This window comes from Candidatus Limimorpha avicola (genome assembly GCF_056978975.1).
In genome coordinates, this window is sequence record NZ_DBMCYK010000001.1 from 146293 (window position 1) to 164886 (window position 18594).

The following is an 18594-nucleotide window of genomic DNA, read 5'->3' on the forward strand; positions in this document are numbered from 1 at the left end:
ATGGAAATGTTGAAAAATGATATGGTCTATTTCCTTGGTATTGGAGGCATAGGAATGAGTGCCTTGGCACGCTATTTCCTTAAAAAGGGTTATAGAGTTGCCGGTTATGACCGTACATCTTCCAACATCACTTGCAACCTCGAAAAAGAAGGTGCAATGATACATTATCATGAGGATATTAATGTTATTCCGGATGAAATAGCATTTGTCGTCATGACAGCTGCTATACCTGCGGACTCGATTGAACTGTTGGCATTGAAACAACGTGGCGTGAAGATTTATAAAAGAGCTGAAATACTCGGAATGTTGTCTCGTAAATGTAATGCAATATGTGTGAGCGGTACTCATGGTAAAACGACGACAACTTCGTTGATAACACATATCCTGCACTGCGATAAAATGAAAATTTCTGCCTTCATAGGTGGTATAGCCAATAACTTCAACAGTAATGTCGTCATTGGCGATGCTGATGACAAGGTGATGGTTGTAGAAGCTGACGAATATGACCATTCTTTCCTGCAGTTGTCGCCATATATCAGTATAGTAACTTCCATAGATGCAGATCATCTTGATATATATTATGATAATCAACATCTTATTGATAGTTTTAATGAGTTTGTAAATAAGACTGCTGTTGACGGTGTCGTGATTTGCCGTACCAATCTTCCTGTCGTTACCGAGAGGAAAATGATAGTTTACGGTTTTGAAAATGCTGACATCAAGGCGGATTCGATAAGAATTGTTGATGGTATGACGGAGTTTCATGTAACTCGCTGCGCTTTGGATCTGGGTGTCTTCCGAATGCCTTTATTCGGGGAACACAACATTTTAAATGCTCTCGCTTCTATGACTGCTGCTATGGAAATGGGTGTAGGTGCAGATGTTATTCGTGAGGCTTTGTGTTCTTTTAAAGGTGTGTGGCGTCGGTTCGACATCAGGGTTAATAATGATGATACTGTCTATATTGACGACTATGCTCATCATCCTGAAGAAATTAAGGCAACATTGAAAACGGTGCGTACGGTATTCCCGGACAGAATGATGACTGTGGTATTTCAGCCGCATCTGTTTAGCCGTACACGTGACTTTCTTGATGGTTTTGCAGAAAGCCTTTCTATCGCCGACAGAGTGATATTGCTCGACATTTATCCTGCCCGTGAGAAACCTATTCAAGGTATTACTTCTTCAGTATTGCTCGACAGGATTTGTTGTGCAGAAAAGATGCTTTGCCATAAAAGTGAATTATTGAATGTATTGAAAAAAATACATCCTGAGTTGATAGTGACAATGGGTGCCGGCGATATTGATCGTCTTGTTCCTGAAATAGAGGAGATGCTGAAATGAAAAAGGTGTTGAAAATATTGGTTTTGGTGTTTACTGTGGCTGCTTTGGCAACTCTGTGGTGGGTATCGTATCAACATCATTTCAGACATTCACTTGTTGATGTGAAGTTGTTGAATAACAATGGCACAAAAGATGGTTTTATAGATTATGACAGAGAATTGCATACTGTATGGGATATTTGTGATACACTGACTAACAAAACAATAAGAGATGTTCCGTTGGATAGTGTCCATAGTTATTTGATTGGCAATCCTTGGATTACTGATGTTAAGGTCGAGATAACATTGGATAATATCCTTGTGGTTCATGTGGAAGAAGGCAAACCTCTCATGCGCATATATAATGAAAACGGAGAATCGGTTTATGCAGATACTTTGGGAAGATTATTCCCTGTCGAAAATGAATATGTTCCACATGTCCTGGTTGGTAATGGAAATCTTAAATTTCCCGTGGTGAGGACCAGTTCCGGCAATATCGACGATCCTGTATATTCGCATACTAAATTGTTGATGATGTATGATGTAATGAAGAAAATATTGAAAGATCCATACACTTCATGTTGCGTTAAACAGGTGTATTTTGAAAATGAAGGCGATATTGAATTGGTGCTTAATAGCACTGATGTCAATGTGGTACTCGGAGATATTAATGATATGGAAATCAAGTTGTCCAATATGCAACGTTTTTTTGATGAGATGTTGGGCAGTGAAGAGTTGAAACAGTTTAAAAAGGTGAATTTTAATTTTGTCAATCAAGTTGTTTGTACTAAATATTAAGGCTTATGAAAGAATCGGTTTACATTACAGGATTGGATATAGGAACCACGAAGATAGCATGTGTCGTGGGAGAATTGACGGAGAACAATAAGATTAAAGTCATTGGTTATGGTAAAGCAGAATCGTACGGTGTGAAAAGAGGTATGGTTTTCAATATTCAGCAAACCGTAGATTCTATTAAGAAAGCTGTCGATGAAGCTTCGGAGATGGCCGGAGTTGAGATAACGAATGTCAATGTCGGTATTGCCGGGCATCATATCAAAAGCATACAGCATAGGGGCTCTTTAACACGTAAAAATGCCAAAACATATATCACACAAGATGAATTGGATGAACTGCGTTCCAATGTTTTTAAATTGGGAATGCAACCGGGAGAAGAAATCATTGATGCTATACCACAAGAGTATATTGTTGATAATGAAGCCGGTATAAGTAATCCTAAAGGTATGCTGGGTAATACTATAGAGGCTAATTTCCATGTCATTATTGGTATGAAATCTGCAGTGGAAAACATAGTGTCATGTGTGGAAAATGCAGGACTTGTGTTGGATAAGTTGATATTGGAACCTATCGCTTCTGCTGTGGCTGTGCTCGGAGAAGATGAGAAAGAGGCGGGCGTGGTGTTGGTCGATATTGGTGGCGGTACAACAGATATTGCAATATTTTCCGATTCTATAATTTATCATACTGCCGTGATACCTTTCGGCGGTAATGTCATAACCGATGATATCCGCATTGGCTGTTCTGTTCTCAGAAAATATGCCGAAGAGATGAAAGTGAGATATGGATCTGCCTTGCCTAACGAAAACAACGAACATCATGTGATATCAATACCGGGTATTCATGGAAGAGAGCCTAAAGAGATAACGTTTAAAAATCTTTCAGAAATAATTCATGCTCGTCTTAGCGAAATATTCGACATGGTTAAAAATGAAATAGATAAATGTCCTAACGAATGTGCTCTTACCGGTGGTCTTGTTCTTACCGGTGGCGGTGCCTTGATGAAACATATTCAACAACTTGCGGCTTTTAAGACTAGTCTTGATGTGAGAATAGGTTACCCTAATGAACATATTGATAACGATAATCCTGATGAATTGAAAAGTCCTGTGTTTGCTACATGTATAGGCTTGATATTGGAGTCTTTTAACAGACAAAAACTATCTATTCTAAATGACGATATTGAGGAAGAGGAAAGCGTTATTGTCAATAAGAAAGAAAGTAAATCTAATGGACCTAAAAGAGGAATAGGTCACCTCAAGGCAATAATAACAGGTTTTGGATCTATCCTGTTTAAGGATGAAAGTATTGATGAAAAAAATGATAATGATACAAATCAAAATATTTAATTAACTATGAGTAACATAATAGAGTTTGAACATCCGGAAGAAAAGCCTAACATCATTAAAGTTATAGGCGTCGGAGGCGGCGGTAGTAATGCTGTCACACACATGTTTACCGAAGGTATTTGTGGTGTGGATTTTATTTTGTGTAATACTGACAGTCAGGCGTTGCAGAGAAGTCCTGTCGTCAATAAGGTGCATCTTGGAAAACGTGAACTTGGTGCCGGTAATGTCCCTGATGTGGGGCGTATGGCTGCCGAAGAAACAAAAGATGAAATAAGGGAATATCTTAGTAATAATACTAAGATGTTGTTTATCACTGCCGGAATGGGTGGCGGTACGGGAACCGGTGCTGCCCCGGTAATAGCTTCTGTAGCTAAAGAGTTGGGTATTCTTACTGTTGGTATTGTGACTATCCCGTTTTCCGTTGAGGGAAAGAAACGCGAAAAACAGGCTCTGAAAGGTATTGAAGAATTGAGGCAAAATGTCGATACTCTTCTTGTCATTAGTAATGATAAACTTAGAGAGGAATACGGCGACATGAAATTGACTGAGGCTTTTAGAAAAGCTGACGATGTACTTAAAATCGCAGCTAAAGGTATAGCTGAGATAATTACAGTAACAGGTTATGTCAATATTGACTTCGAAGATGTCAGTACCGTGATGCGTAATAGTGGCAAAGCAATAATGGGTTCTGGTATAGCTTCCGGCGAGGATAGGGCATTGAAAGCTGTTCAGGATGCTTTGAATTCTCCTCTGCTTAATGATTCCGATATTAAAGGCGCTAAGAATTTGCTCGTATATATCACTTCTGGCAGTAAAGAGGTTACACTCGATGAGGTGATGACGATAACTGAATATGTTCAGGATGCTGCCGGCTTGAACTCCGATATGATATGGGGCAATGGCGAAGATAGTAACTTGGATGAAAGTATCAGTGTTACTATCATAGCAACAGGATTCGGCGATGACAATATCGTTAACATGAATAATGAACGACAACAACCGGAAAAGAAAGTCGTTGATATTACTTCTCCTGTGAAAGAAACAGTGCCTCTGAAAGATAAAATTGTTGAGGACAATAATGTGGATAAGGTGGTTGTCCATACTCTCGGTGAAGAAATTCCTAAACAGAATGAATCTAAGGATAAGGTGGAATTCGAAAGTGTTTATGAAAATAGCACGTCCGGAATAGAAATTCGCACTGTTGCAGAAAAGAAAGTTAAAACCGAAGACAGCGTCGACCTTAAACTGTTTGATTCATACGAAGATAAAGAATTTGCCGTGGTAGATAAGGAAGATGTTGCCATTGAAATGGACGAACGTAGGAAAAGACTTTCTTTGCTGAGTGATAACAGTACTTTTGACAAAATGGAATATACTATTTCACAGTTGGAGAAACAGCCTGCTTATAAACGTGCCGGCGTCAATGTCTCTTTTAAGGAGATTCAGACGTTCTCACGTAACTATTATTCCCAACAAAATGGAGAGTTGAGTTCCAATAATTCATATCTGCATGACAATGTGGATTGACATTATGCGTGTAATTTTTAATTAGCATAATATTTTGATTTGTGTTGACGAGTTTCCTTCGACGGTCATGCCGTCGGAGTGACTCGTTTTTTCCTCTGCATTTTCAACGAACATTTTAATTGTGTCGCTCGTTATTTATAAAAAATTGACATGAGCGATACTTATCTTGTTGTCATTACAGATGATTCGGTGACAAAAATAGCGGTATGTGAATCTGAAAATATTATATATCAATGTGATATAGTACATGATAATGACGCAGTTACTGTAGATATGGCTATGATAGAACAAATGGCAGTACGTCGTAATGCAGTACTTTCACAACTGAAAAATGACGGCGTCAATCTTGCAGACATACGTTATGTTATTGCTGAAGGTGGTTTATTGAACCCTTGTGTATCCGGAATTTATTCTATTAATAAGCCTTTGGTGGAAGATTTGCTCGACGGAATGAATGGTGTAGATGTCGTAAATCTTGGAGGACTCGTAGCTTTCGGTGTTGCTAATATCTTAGGTGTTAAGTCTTTTGTTGTTGATCCTGCCTCTATCGATGAACGTAGCGATGTGGCACGTTTTGTTTCTCATTCTGCCTTGCGAAAAAAATCGCTCTTTCACGCCATGATACATAAATATCTTGGATATCTATATTCATTGTCAATACATTCGGATTATAAGAAACTCAATCTTGTCATTTGTCATGTCGATGATAAAACGGTGTCTGTCGCCGCTCATAAAGAAGGTGTAGTCGTCGATGTCAACCAGGCATATCTCGGTTATGGAGCTTTCGGACTGCAGCAATCCGGTACAGTACCCGCATCCAATATACTTTCTATGGTTTATTTTAAACATCATACTGAACAGGAAATCAAAGATTTGCTCCTTCACTCCGGCTCTTTTCAATATTATCTCGGTACTTCTTCCGTCGATAAGATATCTGCCATGTTGCGCGACGGCAACAAAAAAGCCAGACAGATTGTCGATGCTTGTGCTTATCAAATATCAAAAGAAATTGCCTCTTGCCTTATACCTTTGGATGGTAAAATAGATGCCGTTTTGTTGAGTGGAAAAATTTTTTCGGTGAATCGTTTTTTTAAGTATATTTCCAAACGAATTGAGAATATGGCTCCAATCTCGGTCTATGTTGAAGATTTTAGATTGAAAGCTTTGATTTTCAATATGATGAAATATCTTAACGGTGATCTGAAAGCAATTGAATATGTTTAAAAAATTTTGTTTTGTCTTATTTTTGACGTTATTCTTCCTGTATAATATGCCATTGTCATCTTATGGACAACATTATTTCATCGATTTTGAGTCTTCTGAAGAGTCTTCTATATGGTCTAATGTCAATGTGATTTTTGATACTGTTTTTTCTGATGGTAATCATGTTGCTTTGTGTGATACTAATGTTGTTTATGGTTTTGGCTTTAACATTCATGTCGCTCGTGAGATGCGAAACAAAGCTGTTGTCATGTCATTGTCGATGTATCTCAATGCTTTAAAATGTCCTGATGCTCTTTTCGTGGTTTCTACTAATAGAAATGGCGAAAATGTTTATTGGGCGTCGTTTCCTCTTGCAAACGGATTCATTGAACCTGGCGCCTGGTGGAATTTTTCACTTTCTGTCGTTATTCCCTATGACCACCATCATGATTCGGACTTGAAATGTTATATTTACAATGTTAAATCTAATGATAGAATACTTATTGATGATGTGGAACTTGAGATAAGTGAGGCGCCAAATCCTTCTTTCCTTCCGAATTTATCATCATCATATTGTTCATCCTATCTTTATAATATCTCGACAATCGACAGCACATTGACTTTGTTGTATTCTAAAAAAGACAAAAAACTTATGCTCGGGGATATGAGCTGTATTCCTGTTTCCAAGCCGCTGTCATTGTATTTGTCTTATATGATAGAGGGTGATACTCTTGAATGTCAATCTGATATGTGGAAGTTGACTAAGGTTTCGGATGAGTCGAATGTTACTATGCATTGTTTTAAAAACAAAAATGATATCGCTGTTAATGAGATGAATGTCGCTTCTACTGAAGGCAGTACTTCTCTTGATATTACACTGAATACAAAATTTAAAAATGATGTCAAACTGTTGCGTGCTTCATTAGTGATGCCTTTTTTTGCTGATGATGCAGTATTTTACCGGCGGTTTCCGTTGACAAGTCGTTATAAACAGGAATATTACCTTGATAAAGAGGGTTTTAGTGTCAGTCATGGCGATGAACAAATCAGTATTTATCATCCGTCGCATTTGTCTTCAATACAGTTTGATGGGATAGATATGACAGCGGTCCTCAATATGGATTATCATCATGATCATCCTATGATACATTTCCCTTTGCGAAACGACACTGCCGACGTTTTCGTAGATGTCTCTCATTCTCGATTTGCCGGAAAAGAACGTCTTTCTTCTTCTTTTGTCATCACTATTTCCAGGAAGTGCGATTTGCCACGCATTATGCCGGTATGGGAAGGTTTTGAGGCTGCCGTGATATTTACAGAACATGCCGACTGGTCTGATATTAGGACACATAGAGCGGTATGTTTCGGAAGTGAAGATATTGTTTCGGCGGATAGTGCTGTAGGAGGTTATGTATATTATGACGTGCCTGTGACTAAAAGTGTGTTCTTTAATAATCCTGACAGCGTATGCAATATTGAGAAAAATTCCGACTTCCCGGGATTGCATGCCTCGTTAAGTGATGATGATTTTCTCGATTTTATGATTCAATTGAAAAACAAAGGATTCGATATTTGTCTTCATACTCCGGAACAATATACATCTTCACCTGAGAATCTTGAACAGGCAATGTCTTTCATGAAAAAACATTTTAATACCAAAACATGGATAGACCATGGCTACAACAATAGCGAAGTTCATAACCGAGAAGATATGGTATGCGACGGTTTGAATCCTTCTTCTCCTTATTATCTGTGTGACTTGTGGAAGCAAAACGGCGTGGAGTTTCCGTGGAATGCTTCTTTGGAAGAAACACGTATTTTCGATGCCTACAGGTTCGACTGTAATCTGACAGTGCCGTATTCTGCTTTCTCAGACTGCATGCCTTTGCCACGTGTTCATTATCTGCCTGACAATAAGGATTTTATGCTATGGACAACGACATATACCATGGAACCTCTTTCTATGTGGGGCTATTATCTTAGCGAAAACAGACTGCGTAAAATTACTGATTTTAGAGAGGTGTTCATAATTCATTGTTATTCGCCTTGGGTGACAGAAGATAGAGGGTTTTGGACAAATGATAATGGAAAGATAGTGGCGAAACCGGATTTCAATGCAGCTCTTCAGCGTATTGCTGTTCTTAAAGAGAAAAAAATGTTGTTGCCTACAACGGTGGAACGTTATATGCAGTATCAGAAACAGTTGCGTGATGTGAGTTACATTATTAATTATGATGGCAGTATCGTGCTCATTAACAATGGTAAGGATTTAATAAAAGGTCTTACCCTTGTTTCGTCATCCGATATTATTGCTGTTGACAAACAATATGAAAAGAAACGTTCTGATGAAGAATATATGATATGGTTCGATTTGGAACCTGATGAGAAAGTGATAATTAAATAATTGAATATGACTAATATAGCTGTTTTCGTTTCCGGCAATGGTACTAATTTGCAGCGTATTGCCGATTTTTTTCAAAATGATGACAATGTCAATATAGTTTGCGTGGTGTGTAACAATCCTGCTGCTTATGCAGTGCAGCGTGCCGAGAAAATGAACATACCTGTCATTATGGTTGATAAAAAAACACTTAACGATGAATCTTTTGTCAAACTCTTGCAGGATAAAGGTGTTGATTTTATTGTACTTGCCGGGTTCTTGTTGTTGATACCTGCTTCACTCGTCAAGGCATATCCCAATAAGATTGTCAATATACATCCGGCTTTGCTGCCTAAATATGGAGGTAAGGGATTTTATGGAGAGCATGTTCATGAGGCTGTTGTTGCTGCCCACGAACCGGTGTCTGGAATTACCATTCACTATGTTAATGAAAAATATGATAGCGGTGATATTATTTTTCAGGCACAGGTGCCTCTTGCCGACGACGAGACACCGGACAGCCTCGCAGCCAAAATCCATCAACTCGAATATGAACATTTCCCGGTGATAATTAAAAGTTTGATAGAATGACATTTTGAACATATCATATTGCCTTTTGTTATATGAAAAACAATATTAAGATTATGGCAAAAGGTAGCATTTTAATTTTAAAGGATAAGATTGATGTAAATAAACTTATCGAACAACTTAACATGGCTCTCTCAGAAGAGTGGCTTGCATATTATCAATATTGGATAGGTTCTTTCCTGATAAAAGGCAATCAACGGGCAGCCATACAGAAGGAATTGATGGAACATGCACAAGAGGAACTGAAACATGCAGAGATGCTCGCTAACCGCATTATTGAACTTGAAGGTAATCCCGTCTCCGACCCCGTACGCTGGTTCGACATGGCAAAATGTAAATATTATGACCCTAAAGATGAGAATATTGCTGTCGTCTTGCGCCAAAATATTGAGGGAGAACGTTGTGCAATTGTCAGATATAAATATATTATTGATATGACTCATGGTATAGATTATACTACTTGCGAAATGGCAAAACATATACTTCGGGAAGAAGAAGAACATGAACAGGAGATGCAGGATTTTCTTGATGACATCAATGAGATGCACAAGTGCATGATGAAACAAATGACTACTAATGATGTGAATATGTGATATATTAATGTAGCTGATTTGTTTTACGGATATTGTTGACAATTATAGAGGCTGACTGTTAATGTCGGCCTTTTTTGTGTTGATTTGAATTGATGGTTTGTCCGTCGCTGATGAAATTATATAAAGTTTTTATTAGGATGTCAATAAGATATGATTTGGAAATAATTTTTAAAAAGTAAGCTCCCACTAAAGTCGAATGGATATAGTCTCAGTTTGTTTTTTCGGCTTGTTTGATATTTCAGGGTTTTCAAAAATATAGCTTTATATATAATACATTAACATTTTCGTGCTCTTCAATATTACAGTACAGTGAATGTTCATATACTTCCGTACATAATATATTATTATAATAATATACAATAATCTGACTTTCATCTGTTTGTTGGTTTATATGTGCATGTGTTCGAAAGATTTTTATTTCAAAATTTTACTTCATTTTTATCACATGTGTGATTAGTCGATTTATAAGTTTTACAAACATGGAATAATCAATATGTTTTGCATATTGTTAAGATTATTCTGCTTATTGTATATTATAAATAATTTTATTATTATGAAATAATCGATTTTCATCGCTTATTATTTTTGGTGATATAGCATATTATACTTAAAATAATAAATTTATATTATAGAATATGTGTATGATTTGTGGTTTGTGATTAGTTTCTGTTAAGTATTCCGGAATCCTTATCTTTATTCTGTATCTTTAATTTTACGCCGGATTTAGACTTGCCAAATGAGAAATTGTAAACAAGATTTATATACACCATATTGGCATTATTGATAATTCTTTCAGTTTCAGTGCGATGCAAGAGTGGTGTTCCAGATACGGAAGTAACCTGTTTCCATGAATCATAGAAGGGGTATCTTATACCTCCGGTAATGGTCAGGTTCTTTATTGGTTTATATGACAGTTCTACCGAAGCCATGCTTGGAATGTTTTTAGTCATCTGTCCGATAAGGGATTTTTTCTGGGTCTGGTAGAATAGCTGTAATACCCATTTATTGTATGCAAGATATATTGAAGGGATTATTGAATAGCCTGTATGGTTCCATTCTGAACCGCCCAATTTATTGATCTGATGGAACACTTCGGAGTACAGTCTCAATCTGAGTATATTGTTTGAAAATGGATACCATTGTAAAAACAAACTGGTTTTCATGTTTTGTGCATTATCCAAATTGCCGAATGTCTCAATGATGTTATTATCATCGGATTGGAAAATCGGTGCGATGGCATCTTTTGTATATGAATATTCTACTTCAGCATTGATTACAAATTTTTTGAAGCCTTTGAAGTAGGATAGCGACAAATCGTGATTGTTGCTTGGCGTCAAATTGGGATTTCCCGCGAATATATAATTTGGATCCTTAAAATAAGGATTGTAAGTCAGTGAAGACACTGACGGGTTTTCGGTGTTTACTTCATAATTGAACATCAGGTCCGAGCTTTTGTCTATGAAATATCCCAATTTTACCTGAGGACGGAAATAGGTGAAATTGTAAGTCTTGTTTTCAATAGTGGTAAAAATATTGTTATTTACACCGGCACTTATACTGTAATTGAATTTTTTACCCATCATTCCGGTTATTCCCAAATAGGAGTAAATCTCATTGGTAGTTATCCGGTTATTTGAAGGTAAATTGTTCTGAGTGCTGTTGTTATACATATACCTGGTTCCTACATACAGGTTCGTCTTTCCCATTTTATAGTTATACAGTGCTTCACCGATAACGGAATATTTGTCCGTGTTTATTACCGTTGCTGTTTCAAAATCCGTTTTTTCATCCGGTAATTCTCTGTATTCATAGTCATAGTCGGATTTGTAGTATGTACCGACAAGATTCATAATAAGTTCATGTTTGGAGTCGAATGATTTGCTGAAATACATATCCATAACAGGACTGATGTATTTGTCCTTGTCCGAACTCTCGCCAATTTCAAGTGATTCCTCTCCATTTATTTTTGACATGATGTCCTGTATCGAAGAGCGTCTTCGGTTCAACGAGTTGAAGGATAGTTTTGCACTGAAAAGATAGTTGTCAACTTTCGAATTGTTGAAACTGATTTCAGCCATCTGCTGTTCATAGGCATACGGGCTGTTGCGTCCGCTTTTTGTCTTTTCGTAATCTGTTCCTCCAATCGAATACGTCATTTCTTCATCCAATACCCTTTTGTCGTAATTTCTGTAATTGATATTGTATGTCACGCCGATCTGCGAATTGCCCCAATTGTATTTGAAATTGACGACATTGTTGCCGAAGCCTGTGGTTACGGCATTCTGGGTGTTGATGCCGACAGAACCTCCGTCCTGTTTTTCTTTGGTTACTACATTTATTACCGCTCCTAATCCCATATTGGAGTATTGGATTGGAGGTTGTGTGTAATAATCTATTTTTGCAATGTTCTCGGGCGAAAGGACAGATAGGTCTGTCGGAGTTGATGGAACACCGTTAATCAGAATCTTTACAGCCTTACCGTCCACAGATGAAACACTTTGATCAAGAACTTGAATCTTAGGAAGAAATTCCAATGCAGCCAACGCACTACTGTAATGTTTCTTTTCTACATTAGTTAATTTATACTCCTTCTTGTCAGCGAATCTTTCCACCATGTTTGCAGTTACGACAACCTCATCAAGGTCAAATATTCGTTTTTTTAATGTAATTATTCCGATATCAGTGTTTCCAACTACTGTGATTTCTTTTAAATAATCTTCATAACCTAAAAATGATATTTCCAATATGTATTTTCTGTCAACTATTTCTTCTATTGAGAAATGACCATCAATATCTGTCAAACAACCTTTATAAATTAATGTATCATTTATGGTGCGTAAAACTACAGAGGCACCTATAATGGGAATATTGCCAGAATCTTTAACAGTTCCTTTTAATATATTCTGAGACCATGATGATATTGAAAATGATATTAAAAATAAACCTGTGAAAATAATTTTTACTTCTTTCATGATTTGCAATTTGTTGTTGCAAATGTAAATACAAAGTAAGAATATTCCCTTGTTAGAATGCAAACATTTAGCTTACATTTGGCTTACATTTGGCTTACATTTCACTGACAACCATTTGATATTTATGATTTTCTTGTTTTAAGTATATAGAAATGTCCATTTACTGTTTCAATCTTTACATCGCTGACTTTTTCTAAAATAGGCTTTAGTCGGTGTACTAATGTATAAAGAGTATCGCGGGCATCTTCTTTTCCGGGCCAAAGACAATGGCAAATTTCTTTTATAGATAATCTATGATTCTTTGTTGTTATTAGCATCTTCATGAGTTGATGTTGCATAGGGGTGAAGTATATTTCTTGTTTTTTTTCATCAAAAAAAAGATTTGAAGATTTTGAAAAATGCAATGTTCCAAGATTTATAATTTCCGGTTCAATGCAAAAATTGTTGTTTTTGAGCGATTTCGTCTTCAGGTATATAAAGGAAAATATACACCATATTATACTTAAAACAAATAGAATAAAGGGTGTCTTTTGTTCAGACATTCTGAATATAGCAACTCTTGTACAATTGGGGTATGCTCTGATGTATAATCTTTCTTTTCCAACTTTGTAACTTATCGTATCACTACAAATGGATACTTTACTTGGTTCTTCTGTGCACATTGTCAAATAAGATGTTTCTTTTAGTTGGTCTATTTTCAATTTTGACCTGTACACTTTCAACGTATCAGCCGTTATACGATCTGATGTATATAGAATGGTTTGAGCCAAAGCCTGATTGACATCATTTATTATATGTTCTTTCGTTGTTGTATAGTTGCCATAACTTATGAACAATGATGGAATCATCAAAGAAAAATAAATTATTATTGCAGTTATAGGTTTCATATTCTATTTACTTAAATTATGATACTGTCCCCAAAAGTGTGTAAAATTCAAAGTCTAATATTTTTTATTTGTCAAATTTTAAAAAATACAAATATAAATTTTACACAGGAGCAAAGATAAAAAAATTATCGAAAAGATAATCAAAGAAGGAAAAGGAATAGGAGAAATATTGAAAATGAGTTTGGAGATACTGATGAAGAAAAAATGGTAAGGACATAATATCATAACCAATGACTTGCGTAATGGATACAGGTATCGAAAGACATAATGGACGTGGATAAATATAGGATATGAAATTTCCGGGAATATGAAAATGAAACTTTTATCATGTTTTTGTAAATTGGATGAACAATGAGGTAAACGGTTATCATTTTACTTATTTGGATTGTCATTATAAAAATAAGAAGTATGACATACTCCATCAATTGGATAGAGAGAATTAACGGAGATAATAAGAGAACAACAAGAAAGAGAGGAGAATTACCTAATCCGGGATCAACGATATTGTTATCGGGATATGTAACGATGACGCGAAAAAGATGTGAATATAAGATGGCACTGTTTAGAAGGAAGATAAGAAATTCGGGTGGGAGGAATAAATACATATTGTCAAAGCCGCATGTTCCGACATGCCACCTGCGCGGTTTTATCTGACAATTATTTGACAAATTTTTTAAAAAATGTATAATCTGCAGTCGAAATGTGAATCTCAATTACATACCTTTTGAAACATTACTCAAATAAATATTGAGTTTAAATGCTTTTGTTGTCAATTTAACTTTAATTTGTTATAAAATGAATAAAGAATTATTGTATTTTATATTCTTGTTTTAAATAATCCCATTTGGTATAAATATGTTCTGCTATTGCTTATTATCAAAACAATGAAATAAATTCGATTGTATTTGTATTATTGAAACTGTATAATAAAAAAATTGAACAAATTTGACTACGTTAAAAAATTTTTATATATTTGTGGGCTGATAAATAAAGTTTTTTATTGGTTTAATTCAGGAGAGTAATGGGAGAATCAAAACTTAAATCGTTATACAGGTTCTTGTCACCGAAATTTCAGAGTGTTCATTTGGATTATAAGGTCAATACTAAGCCGAGATGTGGAAATGATAATCCATGGCATCCGCTTCTGTTCGAGGTGGTAAATGCTAACAGAAAGATATACAATGATCTTTTGATGTTATTTTTGGAACATATTGATAAAATTCAGGAAATAAGAAATTCCAAAGATGAAACTGATGAAGACAAGATTGCATGGAATAACGGTTTTTTGCCTGGTCTTGATATTATTGGGATTTATGGAATGATTGCTAAATATAAACCTTCAAAGTATATTGAAATCGGTTCGGGCAATTCTACAAAGGTGGCAAGAAAATCCATTAAGGAGAACAACCTTAATACTGAAATAATATCCATAGATCCTTATCCGAGAGCCAATATCGACCATTTGTCGGATAAGGTGATTAGAAAACCTTTTGAGGATTTACTCGATAATAAATTTATAGTCGATTCATTGAATGAGAATGACATATTGTTTATTGACAATTCGCACAGAGTGTTTCCCAATTCTGATGCCATGATTTGTTTCTTGGAACTTCTTCCGTTTTTAAAGAAAGGTGTTGTAGTTCATTTTCATGACATTTATATTCCTTACGACTATCCTCAGTTTATGTGTGACAGGTTTTATAATGAGCAGTATATGCTTGCTGCATTTATTTTGGCAAATCCGGCTAAATATAAAACTATATTGCCGAATTATTTTATCAGTGAGGATAAGGAATTGTCAGATGTCATAGCACCCATGTGGAATCATCCCAATTTGGTTGGTGTGGAAAAACATGGAGGTTCTTTCTGGTTGCAGATAAATTAGGCGTATATATTTTTAATGTGTTGTTCCTTGATGTTATTAGAGCTTTATCGTGTAAAATGACGTGAACGAATTGTCGCATGTAAGCGCGTCGATACTCTGCTTTTTTAATTGTTGATTGTCAGGTTACAACATTTTTATTGTCCATGAAATTGTAAAATAATTTTTTGGATGTATGAATTACATTGTTTTGGATGCAGCTGTTTTTAATTATTATAGATTAAAAAAAATTATACCTTTGCACAGAAAAACTGTTATCTGGATTGTTGTGTATAAAATGGCAATTATGAAAAAAATAGGTGTATTGGTGATATTTTTAGTATTGGCTGTGGGATGTTTTGCTCAGGCTGACTGGGTGCTTGGAGAATGGAGAACTGTTGATGACAAAACAGGGGAAACGAAAGGAATAGTGGAGTTTTATCAAGATGAGGATACCGGATTGTATTATGGAAGGATATTGCGTGTTTTTTACAATGGTGAGGAACTTGAAGATTCAGGTTTCGAGAATATGATAGTCATAAAAGATATGAAAGAAGAAGACGGTATCTTGCAAGGTGGCATAATATATGAACCGGAGGGTAAGAAGAATTATTATGGAAAGATTTATCACAATGAAGATAATACAATCACTTTGCGAGGTTCCTTGGATAGAAGAGGGTGGTTGGGACGTTCGCAGACATGGGTCCGATGAGTGAAGAAAAACAGAACGTTATATTGCTGTAAATCAGTTTGTTGTTTTTATAATATATACCGTTTTTGTATTTGTAGGACATTTACGTCATGTTTGTCATTGGTGTTTGGCAGGTATAAGGTGGGCTGTATTACCGTTTTTCAGACATGTTTTGCATAAGTCTCGATGTGACATTAGTAAAAGATGTGGTGCGTCAACAATAAATGATGCACCACATCTTTGTCGATAATATTTTTGTATTACTTCAATTTTTTCTTGAGGGAATCGAGCATGTCAACAGTCATTTTGTCGAGGTCGAATTTAGGATTCCAGCCCCATTCATCGCGAGCGCAACTGTCATCTAATTTGTTCGGCCAAGAATCGGCAATAGCCTGTTTGACAGGTTCCGGTTCATAAACCATCTCAAAATCAGGTACATATTTTTTGATGGCGTTGTACAATATCTCAGGGTCGAAACTCATGGAAGTAACGTTGAATGAATTACGATGTATGAGTTTTGACGGGTCGGCTTCCATGATGTCAACCATGGCGCCGAGAGCATCAGGCATGTACATCATATCCATAAAAGTGCCTTTTTTGAGAGGACAGACGAATTTCTCACCTCTCACTGCTGCATAATATATCTCTACGGCATAGTCGGTGGTGCCGCCACCCGGCAAAGTCAGGTTGGAGATTAATCCCGGAAATCTAACAGAACGTGTGTCAACACCGAAACGGCTGAAATAATAGTCACTCAAGAGTTCTCCTGTGACTTTAGTGACACCGTAAATGGTGTTGGGACGTTGGATGGTGTCCTGTGGTGTCATGTCGTGTGGTGTTGATGGACCGAAAGCTCCTATTGAAGACGGAGTGAACACGGCACAGTTGAATACCCTTGCTGTCTCAAGACAATTTATCAGACTGCCTATTCCCACATTCCAGCCAAGCATTGGATTTTTCTCTGCCGTCGCTGAAAGAATGGCAGCCAGGTTGTATATCGTGTCGATATTGTATTTCTTCACTGCTTCTACGATCTGCATCATGCAAGTAGAGTCTATTCTCTCAAAAGGTCCTGTTTCAACTATTTCGCCTGTCAGTTGACGCAGATCACTCGCCACTACGTTGTCATTGCCGTAAATGCCACGCAGTTTTTTTACCAATTCAGTTCCTATCTGACCCCCGGAACCGACTATCAATATTTTTTTCATTTGATGACGCCTAATTCTTTACCAATCTTAACAAAAGCCTCTATACATCTGTCCAGATGTTCTTTTTCGTGTGCTGCAGAGATCTGAACACGGATACGAGCCTGTCCTTTAGGAACCACAGGATAGTAGAAACCTGTCACGAAGATGCCTTCGTCCTGCATACGAGCAGCAAATCTCTGTGAGAGAGGAGCATCGTACAACATTACAGCGCATATTGCAGACTCTGACGGTTTACAGTCGAAACCTGCAGCTAACATTTGTTTTATGAAATAATCGGTGTTGGAGTGCAGTTTGTCTTGAAGTTCGTTTGTCTCTGTCATCATCTCGAACATGCGAATGCCGGCAGCCACGAGTCCTGGTGCCATGGAATTGGAGAACAGATAAGGACGTGAACGTTGGCGTAACATGTCGATGATTTCCTTCTTACCGGTAGTAAATCCGCCCATGGCACCTCCGAAAGCCTTGCCGAGTGTGCCGGTGAGTATTTCTATCCTGCCTCTGAGGTTGAAACGTTCTGTGACACCACGTCCTGTTGTCCCGACGACACCGGCAGAATGACTCTCGTCAACCATCACCATGGCATCGTACTTCTGTGCCAATTCATAAATCTTGTCAAGAGGACATACGTTGCCGTCCATCGAGAATACACCGTCGGTGACGATTAAACGGAAACGGCATTTTTGTGCATCTTGGAGCTGTTTCTCCAGGTCTGCCATGTCAGCATTGGCATAACGGAAACGTTGTGCCTTGCAGAGACGTACTCCGTCGATGATGGAGGCATGATTCAGTGCATCTGAAATAATGGCATCTTCTGCTCCCAGCAATGGCTCGAATACACCACCGTTGGCATCGAAACATGCTGCATATAATATAGTGTCTTCAGTACCAAAAAATTCGGAGATCTTAGCCTCTAATTTCTTGTGTAAATCCTGACAACCGCAAATAAATCTTACTGATGCCATGCCAAAGCCTCTTGCATCCATGCCTTTCTTTGCCGCTTCAATAAGTTTTGGATTGTCGGCTAAACCAAGATAGTTGTTTGCGCAGAAATTCAAACATTTCTTGCCTTTTACTAAAATCTCAGCACCTTGAGGACTCTCAATGATGCGCTCGTTCTTGTACAGTCCGTCAGCCTCGATTTGTGCCAACTCCTGTTTTAAGTAGTTTTGAAATTTTGTGTACATGATATTGGTTATTAAAAATTGTCTTATCTTT

At 36.9% G+C, this 18594-nt stretch carries 14 protein-coding genes; 10 read left to right on the forward strand and 4 right to left on the reverse strand.

Annotated features, from left to right (window positions below; genetic code table 11):
• The 8 genes from murC (at position 1) to ACZOVS_RS00635 (ending at position 9760) form a co-directional block, all read left to right on the forward strand.
• The gene (gene murC / locus ACZOVS_RS00600; RefSeq protein ID WP_483995295.1) at positions 1–1344 is read left to right on the forward strand and encodes a UDP-N-acetylmuramate--L-alanine ligase; all 1344 of its coding nucleotides are present in this window, start codon (positions 1–3) and stop codon (positions 1342–1344) included.
• A complete protein-coding gene (locus ACZOVS_RS00605) occupies positions 1341–2120 on the forward strand; it encodes a cell division protein FtsQ/DivIB (RefSeq protein WP_483995296.1) in 780 nt (259 codons plus the stop codon). Before murC ends, ACZOVS_RS00605 begins: the two co-directional genes overlap by 4 nt.
• Before the next feature lie 5 nt (positions 2121–2125).
• Positions 2126–3469, forward strand: a complete 1344-nt coding sequence (gene ftsA / locus ACZOVS_RS00610) for a cell division protein FtsA (protein WP_483995297.1) — start codon at positions 2126–2128, stop codon at positions 3467–3469.
• Positions 3470–3475: 6 nt separating this feature from the next.
• On the forward strand, positions 3476–4996 hold the full coding sequence (gene ftsZ, locus ACZOVS_RS00615) for a cell division protein FtsZ (RefSeq protein ID WP_483995298.1): 1521 nt from the start codon (positions 3476–3478) through the stop codon (positions 4994–4996).
• 150 nt (positions 4997–5146) lie between these two features.
• Complete coding sequence (locus ACZOVS_RS00620; RefSeq protein ID WP_483995299.1) at positions 5147–6220, forward strand: butyrate kinase; 1074 nt, start codon at positions 5147–5149, stop codon at positions 6218–6220.
• A gap of 46 nt (positions 6221–6266) precedes the next feature.
• The gene (locus ACZOVS_RS00625; protein WP_483995300.1) at positions 6267–8603 is read left to right on the forward strand and encodes a hypothetical protein; all 2337 of its coding nucleotides are present in this window, start codon (positions 6267–6269) and stop codon (positions 8601–8603) included.
• A 6-nt stretch (positions 8604–8609) separates the two neighbouring features.
• On the forward strand, positions 8610–9170 hold the full coding sequence (gene purN, locus ACZOVS_RS00630; protein WP_483995301.1) for a phosphoribosylglycinamide formyltransferase: 561 nt from the start codon (positions 8610–8612) through the stop codon (positions 9168–9170).
• Positions 9171–9223: 53 nt separating this feature from the next.
• Positions 9224–9760 (forward strand): ferritin-like domain-containing protein, encoded by a 537-nt coding sequence (locus ACZOVS_RS00635; RefSeq protein ID WP_483995302.1) that lies wholly within the window; start codon positions 9224–9226, stop codon positions 9758–9760.
• Positions 9761–10419: 659 nt separating this feature from the next.
• On the opposite strand, the gene ACZOVS_RS00640 is transcribed toward ACZOVS_RS00635, so the two are convergent.
• A complete protein-coding gene (locus ACZOVS_RS00640) occupies positions 10420–12732 on the reverse strand; it encodes a TonB-dependent receptor (protein ID WP_483995303.1) in 2313 nt (770 codons plus the stop codon).
• A gap of 122 nt (positions 12733–12854) precedes the next feature.
• Positions 12855–13619 (reverse strand): winged helix-turn-helix domain-containing protein, encoded by a 765-nt coding sequence (locus ACZOVS_RS00645; RefSeq protein WP_483995304.1) that lies wholly within the window; start codon positions 13617–13619, stop codon positions 12855–12857.
• A gap of 1021 nt (positions 13620–14640) precedes the next feature.
• On the opposite strand from ACZOVS_RS00645, the gene ACZOVS_RS00650 reads away from it, so the two are divergent.
• Both ACZOVS_RS00650 and ACZOVS_RS00655 read left to right on the forward strand, forming a co-directional pair.
• Positions 14641–15504 (forward strand): class I SAM-dependent methyltransferase, encoded by an 864-nt coding sequence (locus ACZOVS_RS00650; RefSeq protein WP_483995305.1) that lies wholly within the window; start codon positions 14641–14643, stop codon positions 15502–15504.
• 283 nt (positions 15505–15787) lie between these two features.
• Positions 15788–16192 (forward strand): DUF2147 domain-containing protein, encoded by a 405-nt coding sequence (locus ACZOVS_RS00655; protein ID WP_483995306.1) that lies wholly within the window; start codon positions 15788–15790, stop codon positions 16190–16192.
• Between the two features lie 239 nt (positions 16193–16431).
• Here ACZOVS_RS00655 and ACZOVS_RS00660 read toward each other — a convergent pair whose 3' ends face one another.
• On the reverse strand, positions 16432–17379 hold the full coding sequence (locus tag ACZOVS_RS00660; protein WP_483995307.1) for an NAD-dependent epimerase/dehydratase family protein: 948 nt from the start codon (positions 17377–17379) through the stop codon (positions 16432–16434).
• Positions 17376–18563: a glycine C-acetyltransferase gene (gene kbl, locus ACZOVS_RS00665; RefSeq protein ID WP_483995308.1), complete on the reverse strand. Its 1188-nt coding sequence runs from the start codon at positions 18561–18563 to the stop codon at positions 17376–17378. Before kbl ends, ACZOVS_RS00660 begins: the two co-directional genes overlap by 4 nt.
• Positions 18564–18594 lie beyond the last annotated feature (31 nt).

Excerpts from the sequence above, each read along its gene's own strand:
- ACZOVS_RS00620 (WP_483995299.1), top strand. The coding sequence starts at position 5,147 with ATGAGCGATACTTATCTTGTTGTCATTACAGATGATTCGGTGACAAAA.
- ACZOVS_RS00660 (WP_483995307.1), bottom strand. The coding sequence starts at position 17,379 with ATGAAAAAAATATTGATAGTCGGTTCCGGGGGTCAGATAGGAACTGAA.
- ACZOVS_RS00645 (WP_483995304.1), bottom strand. The coding sequence starts at position 13,619 with ATGAAACCTATAACTGCAATAATAATTTATTTTTCTTTGATGATTCCA.
- ftsA (WP_483995297.1), top strand. The coding sequence starts at position 2,126 with ATGAAAGAATCGGTTTACATTACAGGATTGGATATAGGAACCACGAAG.
- ACZOVS_RS00640 (WP_483995303.1), bottom strand. The coding sequence starts at position 12,732 with ATGAAAGAAGTAAAAATTATTTTCACAGGTTTATTTTTAATATCATTT.
- murC (WP_483995295.1), top strand. The coding sequence starts at position 1 with ATGGAAATGTTGAAAAATGATATGGTCTATTTCCTTGGTATTGGAGGC.
- ACZOVS_RS00635 (WP_483995302.1), top strand. The coding sequence starts at position 9,224 with ATGGCAAAAGGTAGCATTTTAATTTTAAAGGATAAGATTGATGTAAAT.
- kbl (WP_483995308.1), bottom strand. The coding sequence starts at position 18,563 with ATGTACACAAAATTTCAAAACTACTTAAAACAGGAGTTGGCACAAATC.
- ACZOVS_RS00605 (WP_483995296.1), top strand. The coding sequence starts at position 1,341 with ATGAAAAAGGTGTTGAAAATATTGGTTTTGGTGTTTACTGTGGCTGCT.
- ftsZ (WP_483995298.1), top strand. The coding sequence starts at position 3,476 with ATGAGTAACATAATAGAGTTTGAACATCCGGAAGAAAAGCCTAACATC.
- purN (WP_483995301.1), top strand. The coding sequence starts at position 8,610 with ATGACTAATATAGCTGTTTTCGTTTCCGGCAATGGTACTAATTTGCAG.
- ACZOVS_RS00625 (WP_483995300.1), top strand. The coding sequence starts at position 6,267 with ATGCCATTGTCATCTTATGGACAACATTATTTCATCGATTTTGAGTCT.
- ACZOVS_RS00655 (WP_483995306.1), top strand. The coding sequence starts at position 15,788 with ATGAAAAAAATAGGTGTATTGGTGATATTTTTAGTATTGGCTGTGGGA.
- ACZOVS_RS00650 (WP_483995305.1), top strand. The coding sequence starts at position 14,641 with ATGGGAGAATCAAAACTTAAATCGTTATACAGGTTCTTGTCACCGAAA.